18 protein-coding genes and 1 riboswitch are annotated in these 19,031 nt (G+C 57.1%); of the genes, 6 read left to right on the plus strand and 12 right to left on the minus strand.

Annotated elements, in window-relative coordinates; translation table 11 throughout:
* Window positions 1-453: 453 nt before the first annotated feature.
* From AC6I8D_RS01190 to AC6I8D_RS01215, 6 genes are all read right to left on the minus strand, one after another.
* Entirely contained in the window at window positions 454-2,544 is a 2,091-nt protein-coding gene (locus tag AC6I8D_RS01190) for a YjbH domain-containing protein (RefSeq protein WP_497819535.1), read from the minus strand.
* Entirely contained in the window at window positions 2,544-3,287 is a 744-nt protein-coding gene (locus AC6I8D_RS01195; RefSeq protein WP_497819536.1) for a capsule biosynthesis GfcC family protein, read from the minus strand. The genes AC6I8D_RS01190 and AC6I8D_RS01195 overlap by 1 nt, the downstream gene beginning before the upstream one ends.
* Window positions 3,284-3,931, minus strand: a complete 648-nt coding sequence (locus tag AC6I8D_RS01200; RefSeq protein WP_497819537.1) for a YjbF family lipoprotein — start codon at window positions 3,929-3,931, stop codon at window positions 3,284-3,286. Before AC6I8D_RS01200 ends, AC6I8D_RS01195 begins: the two co-directional genes overlap by 4 nt.
* Window positions 3,932-4,126: 195 nt before the next feature.
* Entirely contained in the window at window positions 4,127-4,375 is a 249-nt protein-coding gene (yjbE, locus tag AC6I8D_RS01205) for an exopolysaccharide production protein YjbE (RefSeq protein WP_031375538.1), read from the minus strand.
* A 567-nt stretch (window positions 4,376-4,942) separates the two neighbouring features.
* Window positions 4,943-6,589 carry a glucose-6-phosphate isomerase gene (gene pgi, locus AC6I8D_RS01210; protein ID WP_312057309.1) on the minus strand — a complete coding sequence of 549 codons (1,647 nt, stop codon included), beginning with the start codon at window positions 6,587-6,589 and terminating at the stop codon, window positions 4,943-4,945.
* A 58-nt stretch (window positions 6,590-6,647) separates the two neighbouring features.
* Complete coding sequence (locus tag AC6I8D_RS01215; RefSeq protein ID WP_497819538.1) at window positions 6,648-6,869, minus strand: hypothetical protein; 222 nt, start codon at window positions 6,867-6,869, stop codon at window positions 6,648-6,650.
* Window positions 6,870-7,001: 132 nt separating this feature from the next.
* Window positions 7,002-7,195, plus strand: a riboswitch (Lysine riboswitch).
* A 116-nt stretch (window positions 7,196-7,311) separates the two neighbouring features.
* On the opposite strand from AC6I8D_RS01215, the gene lysC reads away from it, so the two are divergent.
* The 3 genes from lysC (at window position 7,312) to panS (ending at window position 10,697) form a co-directional block, all read left to right on the plus strand.
* Window positions 7,312-8,664, plus strand: coding sequence for a lysine-sensitive aspartokinase 3 (lysC, locus tag AC6I8D_RS01220; RefSeq protein ID WP_312057401.1), 1,353 nt, complete (start codon window positions 7,312-7,314; stop codon window positions 8,662-8,664).
* Between the two features lie 221 nt (window positions 8,665-8,885).
* Window positions 8,886-9,578 carry an aquaporin Z gene (gene aqpZ / locus AC6I8D_RS01225; RefSeq protein ID WP_312057400.1) on the plus strand — a complete coding sequence of 231 codons (693 nt, stop codon included), beginning with the start codon at window positions 8,886-8,888 and terminating at the stop codon, window positions 9,576-9,578.
* Between the two features lie 183 nt (window positions 9,579-9,761).
* On the plus strand, window positions 9,762-10,697 hold the full coding sequence (panS, locus tag AC6I8D_RS01230) for a ketopantoate/pantoate/pantothenate transporter PanS (protein ID WP_312057398.1): 936 nt from the start codon (window positions 9,762-9,764) through the stop codon (window positions 10,695-10,697).
* Between the two features lie 60 nt (window positions 10,698-10,757).
* On the opposite strand, the gene AC6I8D_RS01235 is transcribed toward panS, so the two are convergent.
* The 6 genes from AC6I8D_RS01235 to AC6I8D_RS01260 all read right to left on the minus strand — a co-directional run bounded on the left by AC6I8D_RS01235 (window position 10,758) and on the right by AC6I8D_RS01260 (window position 17,022).
* Complete coding sequence (locus AC6I8D_RS01235) at window positions 10,758-12,383, minus strand: Na/Pi cotransporter family protein (protein WP_312057396.1); 1,626 nt, start codon at window positions 12,381-12,383, stop codon at window positions 10,758-10,760.
* A 110-nt stretch (window positions 12,384-12,493) separates the two neighbouring features.
* Complete coding sequence (locus tag AC6I8D_RS01240; protein ID WP_312760409.1) at window positions 12,494-13,486, minus strand: ABC transporter ATP-binding protein; 993 nt, start codon at window positions 13,484-13,486, stop codon at window positions 12,494-12,496.
* Window positions 13,487-13,488: 2 nt separating this feature from the next.
* Complete coding sequence (locus tag AC6I8D_RS01245; protein ID WP_497819539.1) at window positions 13,489-14,274, minus strand: ABC transporter permease; 786 nt, start codon at window positions 14,272-14,274, stop codon at window positions 13,489-13,491.
* A gap of 11 nt (window positions 14,275-14,285) precedes the next feature.
* Window positions 14,286-15,131, minus strand: a complete 846-nt coding sequence (locus tag AC6I8D_RS01250; RefSeq protein ID WP_497819540.1) for an ABC transporter permease — start codon at window positions 15,129-15,131, stop codon at window positions 14,286-14,288.
* Window positions 15,128-15,940, minus strand: a complete 813-nt coding sequence (locus AC6I8D_RS01255) for an alkaline phosphatase family protein (protein WP_312057388.1) — start codon at window positions 15,938-15,940, stop codon at window positions 15,128-15,130. The genes AC6I8D_RS01250 and AC6I8D_RS01255 overlap by 4 nt, the downstream gene beginning before the upstream one ends.
* Window positions 15,941-15,960: 20 nt before the next feature.
* Window positions 15,961-17,022, minus strand: a complete 1,062-nt coding sequence (locus AC6I8D_RS01260) for an ABC transporter substrate-binding protein (protein ID WP_312057386.1) — start codon at window positions 17,020-17,022, stop codon at window positions 15,961-15,963.
* Between the two features lie 216 nt (window positions 17,023-17,238).
* Here AC6I8D_RS01260 and AC6I8D_RS01265 point away from each other — a divergent pair, with 216 nt between their 5' ends.
* The 3 genes from AC6I8D_RS01265 to ubiC all read left to right on the plus strand — a co-directional run bounded on the left by AC6I8D_RS01265 (window position 17,239) and on the right by ubiC (window position 19,027).
* A complete protein-coding gene (locus tag AC6I8D_RS01265; RefSeq protein ID WP_312057384.1) occupies window positions 17,239-17,946 on the plus strand; it encodes a UTRA domain-containing protein in 708 nt (235 codons plus the stop codon).
* A 71-nt stretch (window positions 17,947-18,017) separates the two neighbouring features.
* Window positions 18,018-18,428 carry a phosphate-starvation-inducible protein PsiE gene (gene psiE / locus AC6I8D_RS01270; protein WP_031375527.1) on the plus strand — a complete coding sequence of 137 codons (411 nt, stop codon included), beginning with the start codon at window positions 18,018-18,020 and terminating at the stop codon, window positions 18,426-18,428.
* An 86-nt stretch (window positions 18,429-18,514) separates the two neighbouring features.
* The gene (gene ubiC / locus AC6I8D_RS01275; protein WP_312057382.1) at window positions 18,515-19,027 is read left to right on the plus strand and encodes a chorismate lyase; all 513 of its coding nucleotides are present in this window, start codon (window positions 18,515-18,517) and stop codon (window positions 19,025-19,027) included.
* Window positions 19,028-19,031 lie beyond the last annotated feature (4 nt).

Below are 19,031 nucleotides of genomic sequence, written 5' to 3' on the forward strand. Positions count from 1 at the left end.
ATGCCATTTCAGGGCGTTTTACTTTTCGGTCTGAGCAATAACTTCATTTTTACCATGACAGTGAGCGCTGGCTGGCACCAAATCTCGGCTACGACGCGGACTAAACAAAAAAGCGGCCTGATGGCCGCTTAAGACTACTGACAAACCGAAATTCGGGTGAATCGGGTCGCAAGGAATAAACTCAACGCGCAGGGAACCCGGGCAGAGGAGGAAAGCGTCCCGAGCCATGGATGGCGCGGGCCGAGCGGCCAGGGATTGGCATTAGCCTCTTTCCGATCTGACCGGGTTCCCTAAGCAGGCTCAGGGAGCATATGTTTTTCGCAAAGACGCCACAACGCCCTCCCTGGCAGGCTCAGCGCGGCCATCCCTGGCCCGCTATGCTTTACTTCAGGCGTATGCTCCCATCGCTTTACGTCTGGCAGCCACATGAAGCGGCCCGGAGGCCGCCTCTGTTTAGTTAAAGCGAGCGTCGCGATCCGACGTCAGATCATACAGCTGGTACTTACGGCCCAGCATCTGACCGCCGTCACGCGTCAGCGGCACCCAGTTGACCTGCGCACGACCGCGGGTTGGGGTAACGGTGAACAGATCCATCGGAATCGAGATGTAGAACCCTTTGGTGAAGTCACCTTCGCCATACTCTTCAGACGACACGTTGGTTTTGGTGGCATAAACACCCACCATCACGCCGCTGTCAAAGCGCTTCGACACGTCTACCGTCACGCCCTTATCTTTCGCCAGATACTGACCGACGCTGGTTTTGACCAGCACGTCCTGCATAAACCACGGACGCCAGTAGGCGGTCAGATTGCCGGTGGAAGCGTTGTAACGGGTAAACTGCATCATGTTTTCCCAGTCACGCTGCCGGACATAGTTGGCATCAACGCCCACCGCCCAGTTAGCATCGACCGGACGATAGAGCAGCTCGCCGCCCACGCCGCCATACATGGTTTCGAGATAACCGCCATACAGCTGACCGTAGAAGCCATTGCCGAGGTGGCCCATATAGTTAGCCTGCAGATCGTTAACGTAGACGTTGTTCTCAACGTAGTCGCGGATATGGGTCCGCACGCGGGGCAGGCTGGAGTCCGCCGGCGCGCCGTTGTAGTTGAACTTGTCATAGTTATTAGCGAGGTTGCCGAACAGGCTACCGCCCACCAGCAGGTGATCGGTCAGCCAGTAATCGACGTTACCCATCACGCCAACCTGATACATGTAGAAGCTTTCCGGGCCGCCCACCGACTGATTAAGCACCGGTGACAGACTGTAGTTCAGGCGATCTTTACGAATAAACATTCCCTGCTCAGTCTGACCCGGATCAATCGGATTTTCACGCGTCTGCTGCAGCGGCTGCTCGTGACCCAGCGGATAGCCCGCCAGGGTATTGTGCAGGCTGGCGACCGGCGTCACGGTGGTGACCTGCGGCATATTGAAGCGGGACTCGGTAACGCTGATGGTATCAATGTCCGCCGGCAGATGATTCATGACGATGCGGTTAGCGCGATCGACCCCTTCCTGGGTGTCGCGATATTTGGTCTGCTCGCCCGACACATACAGCGTGTGGCCTTTAGTCTGAATACGTGGACCGTCGAGTCCGGCATTGTACTTCAGGTCAGTCAGCTGATTACCGACCACCGTCGGCTCCAGCAGCTTCGGCTGAGGCTGCGGGTTATATGCCGGTTTCTCGCTGTCGATGTGCGCCTGACGCAGATCGTTAAAGTTGGTGCGGATGGTGACACCAAACATAAAGGTATTGCCGCGCTCGTAGCTGGCATTGATGTCTGCCCAGTCGGTTACGCGGTAGATGGCTCCGACGTTAACCTTGCTGCTCTGCGTCAGCCGACCGGCGAAATCATCCTGATAATCGTTGCCTTCATATTCCATCTTAAGCCGCAGCGGCTGCCACGGCGTCTGATACTCGACGCCGCCAAACAGGGCCGTTGGGCCATGGAACATCTGTGAGCCATTGATCGAGCCCGCTTCGCCAACCCGCGGACGCTGACAGTAGCTGTCGCTGTAGGAACAGAACGGGTTTTTAACCGTGCCGCTGTTGCCGAGATAGCCCCAGCCGAGGCCGAGCGTGAAGTCAAACGGGCCCCAGGCTTTGCTGGCGACCAGATATTCGCTGTCGAACAGCCCGGTACCGCCAAGATCGCGGGTGCCCAGCGCCACTTCCGGCAGCCAGAAACCTTCCTGCCACAGACGCAGTTTCAGATCGAAGGCTTTATCTTTGTAGCTCTGATTGCCACTGAAGTCTGACACGGCGCTGTACCGGCGGGTACGCACATCGGTATAGCGCACGGTGGTTTCCAGCCACGGGAACAGCTGCAGCGACGCGGAGTAATAGCGGTACTGATCGTTGTCGCGCGCGTTAAGGCTGAACTCGCCTTCTCTGGCCATGCGCGCTGTCGGCACCTGCATCAGGCCAACACCACCGAAATCGGATTGGGAAGGACCCACCGGCGCGGGCCAGGTTTCAGCCTCGACCTGACAGGCTGTCGCCACAGAAACAGCCAACAGGCTGAAGAGATAACGTTTTTTCATCAGTCTGGTATCCGGTGAGTCAGAACGGAAAGGATGCGATTATTCAGGTCGTCATAGGCGCCTGGCAGGCTCCATGATGAGAAGCCCAGCCAGATAATGCTGCCCGGCTCCACCTCAGCATGACGGTGGTTCCAGTACGCAATCGGCACCTGTTGCGTGGCACCTGAGGGGGCGATAACCGTTGCAAAATTTCGTTCCGCGCCGGAAAGGCGTGGGTGATCGGCCAGATACTCGCGCACCGACCGGCCCGGTTGCCAGCTGACCTTGCCCGCGCCGCTCAGGGCGCCGAGCAGTAACACCGAATCAGACCGGGTTTGCAGATAGAGATCGTAGCTGCCTTCAAGGCGGCGATTATCGGCCGGATGCAGACGCACCCAGTCCGGGTCGAGCGAGGTGAACTGCCGGCCGGTAACCTTAATCGCGCTCAGCTGGCGGAGCACCTCATCAATTGCGGCGGCACGGTCGCCACTGCTGTCGGCGCGCCAGGCGCGTAACTGGCCCAGCGTCTGCTGATACTGCTGCTGTGCCACGGCGCTGGCACCGCGTTCGGCAATCACGCTGCTGCGCCAGTCGATTGATTGCTGGAGGGCGGGCTGGCTGACCAGTTGCGCCAGATCGGGCACCTGGCTCAGTTCTGCCTGTGCGCCATTGTGTGGCGCATGTACCGTCACCTGCGCAGCAGCCTGTGCGCCTGGGATGCTGAGCAGGCTCAATCCGGCCAGCAGGAAAGTGATTTTTTTCATGATTTCGCCGGCTTCAGAATGGTGATGTCTACGGGGAAGGCGTCAGCCGCCAGCATCTGATGGGCCTGCACCACATCGCCGCTGCTGTTATCGATCCAGAACGTGTTTTCCCACTCGCGGTTGCTGCTGTCGAGGCTCACCTGCTCATGCCAGACGCGACAGGCGATACGATTACCTGCCACGGTCAGCACTTCATCGATGCCGCGCTGGAAGGTGGACCGAACCGTCCCTCCGCGGATATTGCCCTGCTCGGTCCACTGCACGATGCGGGTCCAGCTGGCCCCGTTGCTGAGGTGCAGGCTGTCTGCCAGCGGATCCTGCTGCAGATTACTCACGCTAAGCAGGTCGTCGGGGAGTCCCAGCGTTTTAACCAGCCGGCCATGCTGTGTCACCAGCATCGCCTGGTCCTGCGTCACCCATTTCTGCTGGCCGGCTTCGTTGTAGCCAAGCACCACGAAGATGCGCGGGCCTTCATTGAGGCGGGCATAGAGGCTGGCGTAGGGTAATGCATTGACCTGCTGGTCGGTGACGGTGACGTCATCCGGACCGTTAACAGCCAGCATGAGGGTCTGTTCAAGGCCTTTTTGCGTTTGTGTGCAGGCCTGCAGCAGCAGGCAAGCGAGCAGCAGAGGAAGTTGGCGCACTGTGTGTCCCTGATAAGTCATGCCAAAGTAAAAATAACCACACAGGCGTGTGGTTATGTTTAAAGGTCCTATACCCGCAGGGTTCGCGTGGCGGTACAGCAGACTGCGTTGCCCGGCAGATCACTCACCGTGGTCAGCGATTCCGCCGTTGCCCGTTCGCCGCTGTCTGACACCCGAACACCTGCTGGGTATCCATCAACGAGTGGTGCTCGTCGTGGTCGTGGTTGTAGTACCGGTATTTGCGCCGTCACCACCGCCAGAAGCAGCAATGCCGAGTCCGACTAACGCGCCAAGTGCGCCGATACCTACAGCGGTCGACGTGCCAGCGGAGATTGCTCCCGCCTGCGCGCCTGCTGCGGCACCTGCGTCTTCCGGGGCTGCAAAAGCACTGGAAGAGACAGCAACGAAAATCAGGGCTGCACCGGCAACCATGGTTTTTTTCATAACAACATTTCCTGCATTGAGTGAATGAAGGATGTCTGATCCGCCACATTCACCGCGCAGTTCACTACGCAGCAAAAGCGACGGACAGTCCCATTGCGGGCGCGTTCAGTATAGGGCAACAAAATACCAGAGTTCAGCAGCGGAAAAAGCAGGTGATCGGACGGGGTAAAACGGCGGGATATTAACTCAGTTTGGATTTAACACCTTTTTATATCGGAATATTTCCGGTTTATGCCGCATATTTCACTGGTCTTAAATCAGATGCAAAGCGGATTGTTCTTTTTTATTTATATTTGGTACGGAATAAGAATAATCAGAATTTACTCAGGATTGCCTTATTTTAATCCCATTATGAATCAAAGAGTAACTGATACGCGGCATGATTTTCAGGTCCACTTTAAACTGGATTGGATGGGTGTTAATAATGGCATGTTCAGAATTATCTTAGGTAATTTTAAGAATTATCCAACCGGAGCGGCAGGGTAGAAGTGTATAAATTGCCGTATTCAGGCTAAAAATGGGCGAAAAAAGGGCGGCAATACTGCCGCCCGGATATTTTATCGCCAATTAACGCCAGGATTTATAGCGGTTAATTAAGGCATTGGTGGAACTGTCATGACTGGTAATTTGTTCGTCATTTTCCAGTTCTGGCAGAATACGGTTTGCCAGTTGCTTACCTAATTCCACGCCCCACTGATCGAAGGTAAAGATATTCAGAATCGCGCCCTGGGTGAAGATCTTGTGCTCATACAGGGCAATCAGCGCGCCGAGGCTGTACGGCGTAATTTCACGCAGCAGGATGGAGTTGGTCGGACGGTTACCTTCAAACACCTTGAACGGAACAATGTGGGCGACTGATTCGGCCGATTTACCGGCATCGGTAAACTCTTTCTCAACCACTTCGCGTGACTTGCCAAACGCCAGCGCTTCGGTCTGTGCAAAGAAGTTAGACAGCAGTTTTGGATGGTGATCCGCCAGCGCATTGTGGGTGATTGCCGGTGCGATAAAGTCACACGGCACCAGCTTGGTTCCCTGATGGATCAGCTGATAAAACGCGTGCTGGCCGTTGGTGCCCGGTTCGCCCCAGATGATCGGGCCGGTCTGGTAATCCACCGGATTGCCGTCACGATCGACATACTTGCCGTTCGATTCCATATTTCCCTGCTGGAAATAGGCGGCAAAGCGGTGCATGTACTGGTCATATGGCAGAATCGCTTCGGTTTCCGCGCCGAAGAAATTGTTATACCAGATGCCAATCAGCGCCAGCAGCACCGGCAGGTTCTGTTCGGCAGGGGTAGAGGCGAAGTGCTGGTCCATCGCATGCGCGCCGCTCAGCAGCTGCTCGAAGTTATCGAAACCGATAGAGAGAATGATCGACAGGCCAATCGCGGACCACAGTGAGTAGCGACCGCCAACCCAGTCCCAGAATTCGAACATGTTGTTGGTGTCGATACCAAATTCGCCGACCGCTTTAGCGTTGGTCGAGAGCGCCGCAAAGTGCTTCGCGACGTGCTGCTGGTCACCGGCCGTTTTCAGGAACCAGTCGCGTGCGCTGTGCGCATTGGTCATGGTTTCCTGGGTGGTGAAGGTTTTTGACGCTACCAGGAACAGGGTGGTTTCCGGGCTGAGATCTTTCAGCGTTTCGGCGATATGGGTGCCGTCAACGTTGGAGACAAAGTGCATGTTCAGGTGGTTTTTGTAAGGACGCAGCGCTTCCGTCACCATGAAAGGACCGAGGTCAGACCCGCCGATACCGATGTTCACCACGTCGGTGATCGCTTTACCGGTATAGCCTTTCCATTCGCCGCTGATGATGCGCTCTGAAAAGCCCTTCATCTTGTCCAGTACCGCATTGACCTCTGGCATCACATCTTTGCCATCGACCAGAATCGGCGTGTTGCTGCGGTTACGCAGCGCGACGTGCAGCACCGCACGGTCTTCGGTGCGGTTAATTTTCTCACCAGAGAACATAGACTTAATCGCGCCGCTTAAATCGGTCTCTTTCGCCAGCGCCTGTAACTTGTCGAGGGTTTCCTGGGTGATGCGGTTTTTGGAGAAATCCACCAGCATCTGATCATCAAAGGTGGCAGAGAATTTGGCAAAACGATCGGCATCCTGGGCAAACAGATCGGCAATTTCTACCGATTTCATCTGCTCAAAATGCTGTTGCAGCGCTTTCCAGGCTGCGGTTTGTGTCGGATTGATATTTTTCATGGCAACACTCTTGTTGATATTAAGAACCGTCATTCCATCGGGGGCACATCGTACCCGGTTAGCGTTTCAGTATGACCACAGTTGCTACTGAAAGGAAAAATTTTGTCACCCGGTGCCGGCTAAGCCGGGCGCCGTCACCGGCCAGCCTGCGCCGGAGCGCCAGCATTGGCTGGTGCGGATAGCCTGCAGGCGGCGAACAGATCGCGCGGCGCAAGTGTGGCGTGAACGCGGCGAAAAATCCTTGTGCCGCATCAGGGATTGCTGCACTGGCTGAAGCCATTTAGCACTCTAGTCGCTGTGAAGCGGGTAAATTTGTTTTACGGTGCGCCGCAAAGCAAAATCTGCCAGCCTCTGAGATTGACAGCAGCGCCAGAAACCGATAAATGTATGCGGCTACTTGCGCACCCGTGCGCAAGCCAGAAGAGGCGCGTCGCCCAGGCAGTGTGTTGGAGGAACCGTATCCGGTGAAGACACATGATGGGGAGCGACGCCGAGGTGGGTCAACACGCGGTGTGTTGCCTGTCGGCTACAGGGGCTGAATCCTCTGGGTTGTCACCAGAAACGTCCACAGTCGGACGTTTCGCAAGGTGGGGCGCTTCTGGGTGACTCGTCTACCCGATCTGGTCTGCCCGTTTCTGCTCTTTCCTTGTGCCTGGCTGAAAAAATGTTTCCCGACCGCATTATCGCCGGCGAGAACAAGATAACCTGACACGAGGTCATACATGTCTCAAACTCTGATTGTGGCAAAATTCGGCGGCACCAGCGTAGCCGATTTTGATGCGATGAACCGCAGCGCCGACGTGGTGCTGAATGATGCCAGTACGCGTCTGGTGGTGCTATCCGCCTCGGCGGGCATTACCAATCTGCTGGTGGCACTGGCTGAAGGCCAGCCGCTTACCGAGCGCGCCATCCTGCTGGATGATATCCGCCGTATCCAATATGCCATCATCGATCGCTTACAGCGTCCGGAGGTTATCCGTGACGAAATCGATCGGATGATCGACAACATTGCCATGCTGTCTGAAGCCGCTTCGCTGGCGACGTCGCATGCGCTAACCGATGAGCTGGTCAGCCATGGCGAACTGATGTCATCGCTGCTGTTTGTCGAAATTCTGCGTGAACGCCAGGTTAATGCCGAGTGGTTTGACGTGCGTAAAGTGATGCGCACCGACGATCGTTTTGGCCGGGCCGAGCCGGACGTGAAGCTGCTGGCGGAGCAGGCAATTGCCCAGCTGCAGCCGCGCGTTGAGCAGGCGCTGGTGATTACCCAGGGTTTTATCGGCAGCGAAAGCAAAGGCCGCACCACCACCTTAGGCCGTGGCGGCAGTGACTACACGGCGGCGCTGCTGGGTGAAGCGCTGAAAGCGGCGCGGGTCGATATCTGGACTGACGTGCCGGGCATCTATACCACCGATCCGCGCGTGGTACCGACCGCTAAGCGCATCGACGAAATTACCTTTGAAGAAGCCGCTGAAATGGCGACCTTTGGTGCCAAAGTGCTGCACCCGGCCACGCTGCTGCCGGCGGTACGCTGCGATATTCCGGTGTTTGTCGGCTCGAGTAAAGATCCGGCGGCGGGCGGAACGCGCGTCTGTAATGAGACCCGTAATCCCCCGTTGTTCCGCGCGCTGGCATTGCGCCGCAAGCAGACGCTGCTAACGCTGCACAGCCTTAACATGCTGCACACGCCTGGCTTCCTGGCCGAACTGTTTAATATTCTGGCCCGCCACAATATTTCCGTGGACCTGATTACCACCTCTGAAGTAAGCGTGGCGCTGACGCTCGACACCACTGGCTCCACCTCCACCGGCGACAGCCTGCTGACGCAGGCGCTGCTGACCGAGCTATCGTCGCTGTGCCGGGTTGAAGTAGAAGAAGATCTGGCGTTGGTGGCGATTATTGGCAACCAGTTGTCAAAAGCCTGTGGCGTCGGCAAAGAGGTGTTTGGCGTGCTTGAACCGTTTAACCTGCGGATGATTTGCTACGGTGCCAGCAGCTATAATCTCTGCTTCCTGGTCCCCGGCACAGACGCGGAAAGCGTGGTCCGTACGCTGCATCACAACCTGTTTGAATAGACGCCAGCGCGTCGATCGGGCCGCGGGCGCGCGGCCTGAAAATCATCCCCCTCCCGTTATGCCCACCGCTCAGATTTAAGTCTTATTCTACAAGACGTTAGATTCCCTCATTGCCAAATGAAACCCATTTTATTCAGCAATTTCAGTCACTTTCGTTGCGCTGTCGCTGTGCAGTTTTATAATCCTGCCGCTAAATCAATACACCCATTTTAGGAAATAATATGAAAAGGATAGTGGCAGAGGCACTGGGCACCTTCGTGCTGGTACTGGGCGGTTGCGGTAGTGCGGTGCTGTCGGCGGCGTTCCCCGGCCTGGGCATTGGCTTCATGGGCGTGGCACTGGCATTCGGGCTGAGTGTGCTGATTATGGCCTATGCGGTCGGGCATATCTCCGGCGGTCATTTTAATCCGGCGGTGACGCTGGGCCTGCTGGCGGGTGGACGTTTTCCTGCCTCACAGGTAATCCCTTACATCATCGCGCAGCTGGCAGGCGGTATTGCGGCAGGTGCAGTACTGTATCTGATCGCCAGCGGCAAAGGCGACTTTAACGCCGCCGCCAGCGGATTTGCGGCGAACGGTTACGGTGAGCACTCACCGGGCGGCTTTAACCTGCTGTCAGGCATGATTACTGAAGGCGTGCTGACAGCGATCTTCCTGATCGTCATTATGGGCGTTACCCGCGAACGCGCCGCCAAAGGTGCCGCGCCGATCGCTATCGGTCTGGCACTGACCCTGATCCATTTGATCAGCATTCCGGTCACCAACACCTCGGTCAATCCGGCGCGCAGCACCGCCGTTGCGCTGTTCCAGGGCGACTGGGCGCTGTCCCAGCTGTGGATGTTCTGGCTGATGCCGATCCTCGGTGCGGTAATTGGTGGTGTGATCTACCGCGGTTTAGCGGCAAAAGCAGCGTAATTTCGTCAATGATCGGCGGATCGGCAGCAGTCGATCCGCATTTTCCCCTCTGGCCCTATCTGCGACTTACGCCGTGATAACGAAATGTTATGATCCCGCCTTCGCTTGCGCAGTCGTTCCTGCCGGGCGTATCTCTATGGCAAACCTGCATAAATCATCACATTCTTATAAGGAAGTCTGGCCATGCTCGCCACCGTCACTCGCCTGTTCCCGCTGTGGGCCGTGCTGTTATCTGTCGCCGCCTATTATTCTCCCGCTACTTTCCTCGGCATCGGACCGTGGGTGAGTTACCTGCTGATGCTGATCATGTTTGGTATGGGCGTAACCTTAAATATCGGCGATTTTAAACGGGTACTGACCCGGCCTGCGCCGGTGATTGCCGGTACCTTTCTGCACTATCTGGTGATGCCGTTAGCGGCGTGGGGATTAGCCAGACTGTTTCAGATGCCACCCGATTTAGCCGCCGGGATGATCCTGGTCGGCAGCGTCGCCAGTGGCACGGCCAGTAACGTGATGATCTATCTGGCGAAGGGCGACGTCGCCCTGTCGGTAACCATTTCGTCGGTTTCGGCGCTGGTAGGGGTGTTTGCCACGCCGCTGTTAACGCGTTTCTATGTTGATACCCATATTCAGGTGGATGTGGTTGGCATGCTGCTGAGCATCGTGAAGATCGTGGTGATCCCGATCGGTCTCGGTCTGATCATTCATCACAGCATGAACAGCGTGGTACGTCGGGTTGAACCCTGGCTGCCGGCGTTTTCCATGGTCTGCATTCTGTTGATCATCAGCGCGGTGGTAGCAGGCAGCCAGGGCTTTATCGGATCGGTAGGATTAATGGTGATCGCGGCGGTGATCCTGCATAACGCGATTGGCCTGCTGGGCGGTTACTGGGGCGGTAAGCTGTTTGGCTTCGATGAGTCAACCTGCCGAACGCTGGCGCTGGAAGTCGGGATGCAGAACTCCGGTCTGGCGGCAACGCTGGGCAAGCTCTACTTCTCACCGCTGGCGGCATTGCCTGGCGCGCTGTTCTCGGTCTGGCACAACCTTTCCGGTTCGTTGCTGGCCGGTTACTGGTCCGGTAAACCGATCAATAAGACGTCAACGCGGCACGGCGAGTAACCACCACACCGCAATCTGCTTGCGCCGGGCAATGCCTCGCCCGGCGCTATCGGCCCGCCGTTACTCGTAATCGCGCTCATCATCCGGCTGCTCCAGCACGGTATAGGCGACGCTGCAAAACAGCGAGTTCAGACGCTTCATATCGCCCAGCAAACCCAGATGCAGTGAACTGGTCTCTATGCTCTGTACGTTCTGCTGATGCAGTCGATCGACGTGCGCGTGAGAATAGCGACGAATCATCAGGCGAAAGCGATGCTTGGCGCGGCGCAGGCGTTTGGCGCTGGTGACGTCGTGCGACAGAAACACCGACAGGCTCATGCGCAGATTAGCAATCAACAGTTCCTGCAGCGCCTCCAGCTCCTTCAATCCTTCGGCGGAGAACGCGCGGCCCGCGGCCAGCGACTTATCCGCCACGTCGCCGCTCATTCGCTCAATGATGTCACCGGCCTGCTCCAGGTTAAGCGACATCTCAATAATTTCGCCCCAGCGGCGCGAATCTTCCGCTGGCAGATCTTCTTTTGGCATCCGCGCCAGATAGAGCTTGATGGCGGTGTAAAGCACGTCAACATCATCATCGAGCCGCCGCACCGTACGTTCCTCACGCGGTTCGCCATGCACTACTTTGTTGAACGCTTCCAGCATCTGTTCCAGCACATCGCCCATTCGTAGTGCTTCACGGGCGGCATTGACCAGCGCCAGCGCCGGGGTGTCCAGCGCGCTGCGGTCCAGATGTTTAGGCTTCAGGTGCAGATCGTTTTCCACGTCATCAGATATCAGCCGACGGCACAGACGCGCCATCAGGTCGGCAAACGGCACCATCGCCACGCAGCGGATCAGGTTGTAAAACACATGGAAAAAGATCACCAGCTCTTCATCGTTAACCGGCAGATTATCCAGCCAGTCTGCCACCAGATTAACAAACGGCAGGATCACCACGCAGCCAATCAGCTTAAACAGCAGGCTGCCGAGGGCGACGCGCTTGCCCGCTGCATTAGCCGTGCTGGCATTGATCATCGCCAGTAAACCGCTACCGAGGTTGGCACCAATCACCAGGCAGAGCGCCACCTTAAATGAGATGACGCCGGTGGCGGTCAGCGTCGCGGTAATCAGCACCGCCGCCAGGCTGGAGTAACTGATGATGGCGAAGACGGCACCAATCAGTGCATCCAGCATAATATCGCCGGTCAGGCTGGAGAACAGAACCTGTACCCCGGCGGCCTGGGTAATCGGGCGGGCGGCTTCGACAATCAGCTGCAGCGCCAGCAGAATCAGGCCAAGCCCGATGCTGGCCCGGCCGAGCTGACCGGCCCGGGTCTGCTTACGGCTGAGAAAAAACACCACGCCAAAGAAGATGAACAGCGGCGACAGCCAGGAGAGGTCAAAGGTCAGGATTCGCGCCATGATGGCGGTCCCGACGTCAGCACCCAGAATCACCACCAGCGCCGGCGTCAGGCTGACGAGGTTCTGCGCCACGAAAGAGGTCACCAGCAGCGTAGTAGCATTACTGCTCTGCACCAGCGTCGTCACGCCAATGCCGGCCAGAAACGCCATCGGCTTTTTCTCCACGCTGCGGCTCAGTACCCGGCGCAGATCGGCACCATACACCCGCATTATGCCGGTTCGTACAATATGGGTTCCCCACACCAGCAGGGCGACAGCAGAGAGTAAATTAAGCAGGGTTAACACGTCGCGATGCTCCTCGACCATCAGGCTTTAAGCAGCACAGACTGCCAGCCTGACGGAGAGAGCAATCTGTGAAGGGGATTGCCGGGCTTTGCGTGAATTTTTCCTGTGTTTTAAGCCACCTGGCGCAAAGTCGACATCTCTAACTGTAGACCAATCTGCTGTCCGGCGGGGTGTAATTCCGCAGCGGATCGGTTCAGGACATCGACAGAAAGTTCCACTCCCTGCGCCCGGATGCGGTAGCGAATCACGTTGCCCAGCAAGCTGTGGCTGAGAATTTCGGCCGGAATGCCGAGGTCTGGCGCGGTGAACCGCATCGACTCGGGGCGGATGGCCACCTGGCTGTGGAAAGACTGGCCGGTTAACTGCGTTGCCTGTTCGGCGCTCAGCAGGTTGTAGTTGCCAATAAAACCGGCGGCAAACAGGTCGACCGGCTGGGTATAGAGCGCTTCGGCGTCGCCATTCTGCACAATTTTGCCGCGGTTCATCAGCACGATGCGATCTGACAGCGTCAGCGCCTCCTCCTGATCGTGGGTAACGAACAGAGTAGTGAGATTCAGCTCGCGCTGGATGCGACGGATCTGATCGCGCAGATGACGACGGATGCGTGCATCCAGCGCTGACAGCGGCTCATCCAGCAGCAACAGGCGCGGGCGGGTGACCAGCGATCGGGCCAGCGCCACCCGCTGACATTGTCCTCCCGACAACTGATGCGGGTAGCGGCGCGCATAGTCGGTAAGTTCAACCAGCTCCAGAACCTCCTGCACCCGCTGACGAATTTGCGCCTCCGGCAGCTTCTGCATCTTCAGGCCAAAGGCGACATTTTTCTCCACTGTCATATTGGGAAACAGCGCGTAGCTCTGAAATACCATGCCGATGGCGCGCTTCTGCGGGGCCAGCGGCACGATATCCTTGCCCTCTATCACGATCTCACCGCTGTCGACCCCGGTTAAACCAGCCAGACAGCGCAGCAGCGTCGATTTGCCGCAGCCGCTCGGCCCGAGCAGCGTCACAAACTCTCCTTCGGCGGCGCTGAAATTGATCTGCTCGAATATCGTCGTCGGTCCATAGCGCTTATTCAGTTGTCTGACCTCAAGGTAGCTCATACTCAGCCTCGTTCTGGATTCAGGGCATTGGCCAGCCAGGTGACCAGCAGCACCACAAAAAAGTAGGAGATCACCAGCGCGCTGGTGAAGTGACCACTGCCGTTACGCATGTTGTAGAGGTAAACCTGCAGCGTTTCATAGCGGTTGCCGACCAGCAGGTTAGCGAATACAAACTCACCGATCAGAAAAGAGAAAGAGAGCAGGACGGCAATCAGCATCCCTTTACGCAGGTTAGGCAGCACCACCCACAGCGCCGCCTGCCAGGTACTGGCACCGAGTAACAGGGCAGCATCGATCAGCTCTTTCAGGTTGATCGCCTGCATATTGTTGGCCAGCGCGCGGTAAATAAACGGCAGCGCAATAGTGAAGTAGCAGCCAATCAGGATCCACGGCGTACCGGTCAGCATCAGCGGTGACGAAGAGTAGAGCTGCAGCAATCCGACCGATGACACCACCGGCGGCACGGCGAAAGGCATCAGGATCAGGATGTTCATCACCGCATCGAGTCGCGGATAGTAGTAAGCGATTACAAACATCGCAGGCAGCACCAGTACTAGCGAAAAAAGCAGGGCGCCGAAGCAAATCAGTAAAGAATGGCCCAGCGCGGTCAGAAAACGGCCATCGCTCCAGAGCTGGATAAACCATTTCAGGCTGTAGCCTTGCGGCAGAATGGTATTACTCCAGTCAGACGACAGCGCGTACAGCAGCGTCGCCACCAGCGGCAACGCCAGCAGAATAAACAGTAACCAGACCATCACCCGATGATAGAGATGTTCGGCGCGCGACATGACAGCTCCTTTCATGGCTGTTTAGCGTTGAGGTAGCTACGGCGCACCAGATACTGCTGTATCAGGGTGATCAGCGCCATAATCGCCACCAGTAGCATCGCCAGGGCGCTGCCGGTGTTGGGATCGAGCGAGATATCCCCTGACACCAGTGCGGCAACCCGCACCGGCACCACGTTAAAATTGCCGGTGGTCAGGGCATAAATGGTGGCATAGGCCCCGAGCGCATTGGCCAGCAGAATGACGAAAGTCCCCAGCAGCGCCGGAAACAGAATCGGCAGGCCGATGTGCCACCAGTAGCGCCAGCGGCTGGCTCCCAGCAGGGCGGCGGACTCCTGCCACTCGCGTTTCAACCCATCAAAGGCGGGATAGAGCAGCAGCACGCCCAGCGGGATCTGAAACCAGGTGTAGACCAGCACCATACCATTGCGCGAAAACAGCCTGAACGCGTCAATGACCCCATAATGACGCAGCAGCAGGGTCAGAAAACCGTTCAGCCCCAGCAGGATCACAAAGGCGAACGCCAGTGGCACACCGGCAAAGTTGCTGGTCATGTTGGTGAATGAAATCAGGAAGCGCTGCAGGCGACCGCCGCCAAGCTGATGCAGCGAATAGCCGGTCAGCAGCGCAATCAGTAAGCCATATACGCTTGACCAGAAAGAGATATCCAGCGAAAAACGAAACGCCTGCTGATAAAACGGCGAACTCAGAATGTCGACATAGTTGTCCCAGCCCCAGCGCGTGTTCATCTCACTCCAGAAGCTATTGATAGTGATCCACAGCAGTGGGGCGAGCTGAAAGGCCATCCAGAACAGGGCAAACGGCAGCAGCAGAAACAGCGCTAGCACTTTTCCCTTCATGCGCGTCGCTCCGCCAGCAGCCCGCGACAGAGTGGCTTATCGTGCGGCACCCCGAGCAGCTCGCACAGGGTGCCGCACAGGTCGGTTTGCTGCGGCAGAAGGTCGGGTTGCAGCGAGAAAGCCGCACCGAAAACGAACAGTGGCACCTGAGTCTCTTCCGGCAGGATGCCACCGTGTGAGCGATCGTCGTTCATGCCGTGATCGGCGGTCACTATCACCTGATAGCCTTCGGCCAGCCAGCACGGCATCCAGAGCGACAGCAGGCCGTCCGCTATCCGCGCCCGATTGCGGTATTGCAGTGACGAGAGGCCGGATTTATGGCCGGCATCGTCAATGTTCATCGGATGAATCAGCAGGAAGTGCGGATCATGGCGCAGCCGCAGGCTTTCGGCATCTTCAAACAGGTGCGAATCGGGATAGCTATCATCAGAGTAGAAATGTCCGTACTGAATCGGCAGCTCCGGCGTGTCAGTATGACGATCGCGTGCCGCCACGAACGGCGTGCGGTTATACAGCTCACTGACCCAGTGGTAGGCGGCGGCGGCCGTGGTCAGCCCGGCAGCGCGCGCATAGTGAAATACGCTGCGCTCGCGGCTTAAACGGTTGACGCCGTTATGAATAATACCGCTTCTGACCGGTGTTACGCCGGTCAGAATGCACTCATAGAGCGGGCGCGACAGCGAGGGCAGTTCACAGGTCAGACGGTAATAGTGACCGTTGCCCTGCGCACATTCGGCGTGCAGATAACCCATTGCATGTTGCGCGACCTGATTGCTCAACCCGTCCAGCACCACCAGGATAGTCTTCATTCCGTTCTCCTTGCCGCGATTTACTGCTGCATATTGATGACGACATTTTCCTGCCACAGGCGCGGCAGCATTTTCGAGGACTTATCCCAGGCGGCCTGATCGTGGATTGGACGGGCATTTTTGTATTCAGACTGCGGCAGCAGGCGAGCCTGAACATCGGCAGGCAGGGTCAGATGCTCGGCACGGATCGGGCGGGCGTAACCTTTCGCCAGATTGATCTGACCCTGGTCTGAGAAGATATATTCGCGCGCCAGTTTGGCGGCATTCGGATGCTTCGCGTATTTGTTAATAATGGTGGTATAGCCAGAGGTCACGGAGCCGTCAGACGGGATCACCACTTCGTAACGATTTTTATCGATCTGGTCGCGATAGTTCAGGCCGTTAAAGTCCCACACCACCGCCATTTGTACTTCGCCTTTTTCAATGTTGGCAATCACCGGATCGGTGACGCCCAGCCGGCCTTGTTTAGCCAGGTCGGCAAAGAAGGCCAGCGCCGGTTTCAGGTTCTTCTCATCGCCGCCTAAAGCGTAGTTTGCAGCCAGTACGCCATTAGCAGCCTGAGCAGCCACACCGACGTCGCCGATAGTAACCACATACTTACCTTTTTTGAGATCGGCCCAGCTGTGCGGAATATCTTTAACCTGCTGCTTGTCGATCAGAAAGGCGATGGTGCCGGTATAGGCCAGCGCCCAGTTCCCCTCTTTGTCTTTGGCCCAGTCGGGGATTTGATCCCAGTGGCTCGGTTTATAAGGCTGAGCAACGCCTTTCGCCACCGCCACCGGGCCGAATGCCGCGCCCACATCACCGATATCGGCGCTGGCGTTCTCTTTTTCCGCGTCAAACTTCGCCAGCTCCTGGGCAGACGACATGTCAGTGTCGCTGTGTTTCAGGCCGTATTTGCTGCTGATGTCGTTCCAGGTATCTTTCCAGTTGGCCCAGCTGTCCGGCATGCCGACGCTGTTAACCTGACCTTCACTGCGCGCGGCTTTTTCCAGCGCGGCAAGGTCGTTATCGGCAGCCTGCGCAACGGGCAGGGCGAGCACTACAGCACTGGCTACTACAGAGGCGATAAACGCTTTCATCTCAGTTGCTCCGGGTGTAAGTTGATGGGCCTGGCTGGTCTAGTCCAGCAAGAACCGAGCCAATGTAGCCCCTGTATATGAACGATTTATGACAAAGCGAGGGCGCGTGGCGGATAGCGGATGGCAAGCCCGCAGCGACTCAACGCGGCAGGCAGGGTCTGGGACGCTTATCTGAACGGTTACAGTGCGAAATCGCACCAAAATGAGGCTACTGTTGTGGAGTCGATAGCACTCAAAACGGCGGACGTAATCGCCAGCGTCTTGCTGAGCCGCATACAGGCCGGTGAGTTCAGCGGCGGGCGACTGCCTGCGGAACGGGCCCTGAGCGAGGCATTTGGCACCACCCGCATTACCCTGCGTGAAGCGTTAGGCAAGCTGGAGGCGCAGGGAATGATTTACCGTGAACTGCGCCGTGGCTGGTTTATCGCACCGCCACGACTGATCTATAACCCGCTGCATCACAGCCATTTTCATGCCATGGCGACGGAGCAGGGGCGTCAGGCGACCACCGAAGTGATCGCGGCTGAACAGGTCGCGGTGCAGGGCGCGATAGCGACAGCGCTGCTGCTGGCACCGGGATCAACGGTTTACCGCATTCGCCGCCTGCGGCGCATTGACGGACGGGCGGTGCTGTACGTTGAACATTACCTTAATCCGCGTTTTTTCCCCGGCCTGCTGGATGAAGATCTTACCCGTTCACTGACCGATCTCTATGACCAGCGCTACGGTATTCGCTATGGCGGGGCGCGCTTTACCATTCTGCCCGGCCCTTTGCCGGAGATCGCCGCGCCGGCGCTGAACGTCGCGCCTGGCAGTCCGGGCTTGCTGATTACCCGGATTAATCGCGATCGGCAAAAACGGGTAATTGACTGCGACTGTGAATACTGGCGCTACGATGCGCTGTGTGTTGATGTCGAAGCCTGAGGGCCATATTGTGATTCAGGTCACACTCACGCATGATAGCGTCCGCTACTAACTCTCTTCTGAGGCGCTACATGAGTGACAAGAATCCCCTGGCCCGCCACCTTGCGACCGTATTGCAATGGGTGCTGAATCTGGGTCTGCTTAGCCTGGCGATTATCCTTATCGTTTTTCTCGGCAAAGAAACCATTCACCTGGCTAACGTGCTGTTCAGCACCGGTGAACAGGCATCGTCCTATCTGCTGATAGAGGGAATTGTGATTTATTTCCTCTATTTTGAGTTTATCGCTTTGATTGTGAAATATTTCCAGTCTGGCTATCACTTCCCGCTACGCTATTTTGTCTATATCGGCATCACCGCGATCATTCGCCTGATTATTGTCGATCATAAAAATCCTTTCGACACCCTCTGCTACTCTGCCGCGATCCTGATTCTGGTGGTGACGCTGTGGCTGGCGAACAGCAACCGCCTCAAACGTGAATAAACCCTCTGCCGTCTGTAACGACGGCAGGTGTTCATGCCGCGACTCTGCGCTAAACTGACGCCCTGAAAATTTTTGGGAGTGGTGCTATGTCGCAAGACGCGCTCAGCTTATTACGTGCGCTTAACTGGCTTTCACCGACGCAGGCTCCGCTTGCGCCGTCGCTGCTCGACTGGCTGATGGAAGAAGACTCCATGACGCGCCGTTTTGAGCAGCATTGCCAGCAGGTGACGGTAGAGCCGGTACGTGAAGGCTTTATTGATGCCAGCGAGTTGGGAGAAGAAAAAGCCTTTTTACCGGACGACAAACGCTTCTGGCTGCGGGAAGTGCTGCTGTTCGGCGACGGTGAACCCTGGCTGGCTGGCCGCACGCTGGTACCGGAAAGCACCCTGAATGGCCCGGAGGCGATGTTGCAACAGCTGGGTACGCGTCCGCTGGGGCGTTATCTGTTCTCCTCTTCAACCCTGACCCGTGATTTTATCGAGCCGGGCAAGGTTGATGCGCTGTGGGGACGCCGCTCGCGTCTGCGGCTGTCCGGCAAACCGCTGCTGCTGACGGAACTGTTTTTACCGGCTTCACCGCTTTATCGCGATCTGGCCTGAGGAA

The organism is Pantoea sp. X-Soil-MYKO-1785, assembly GCF_059730675.1.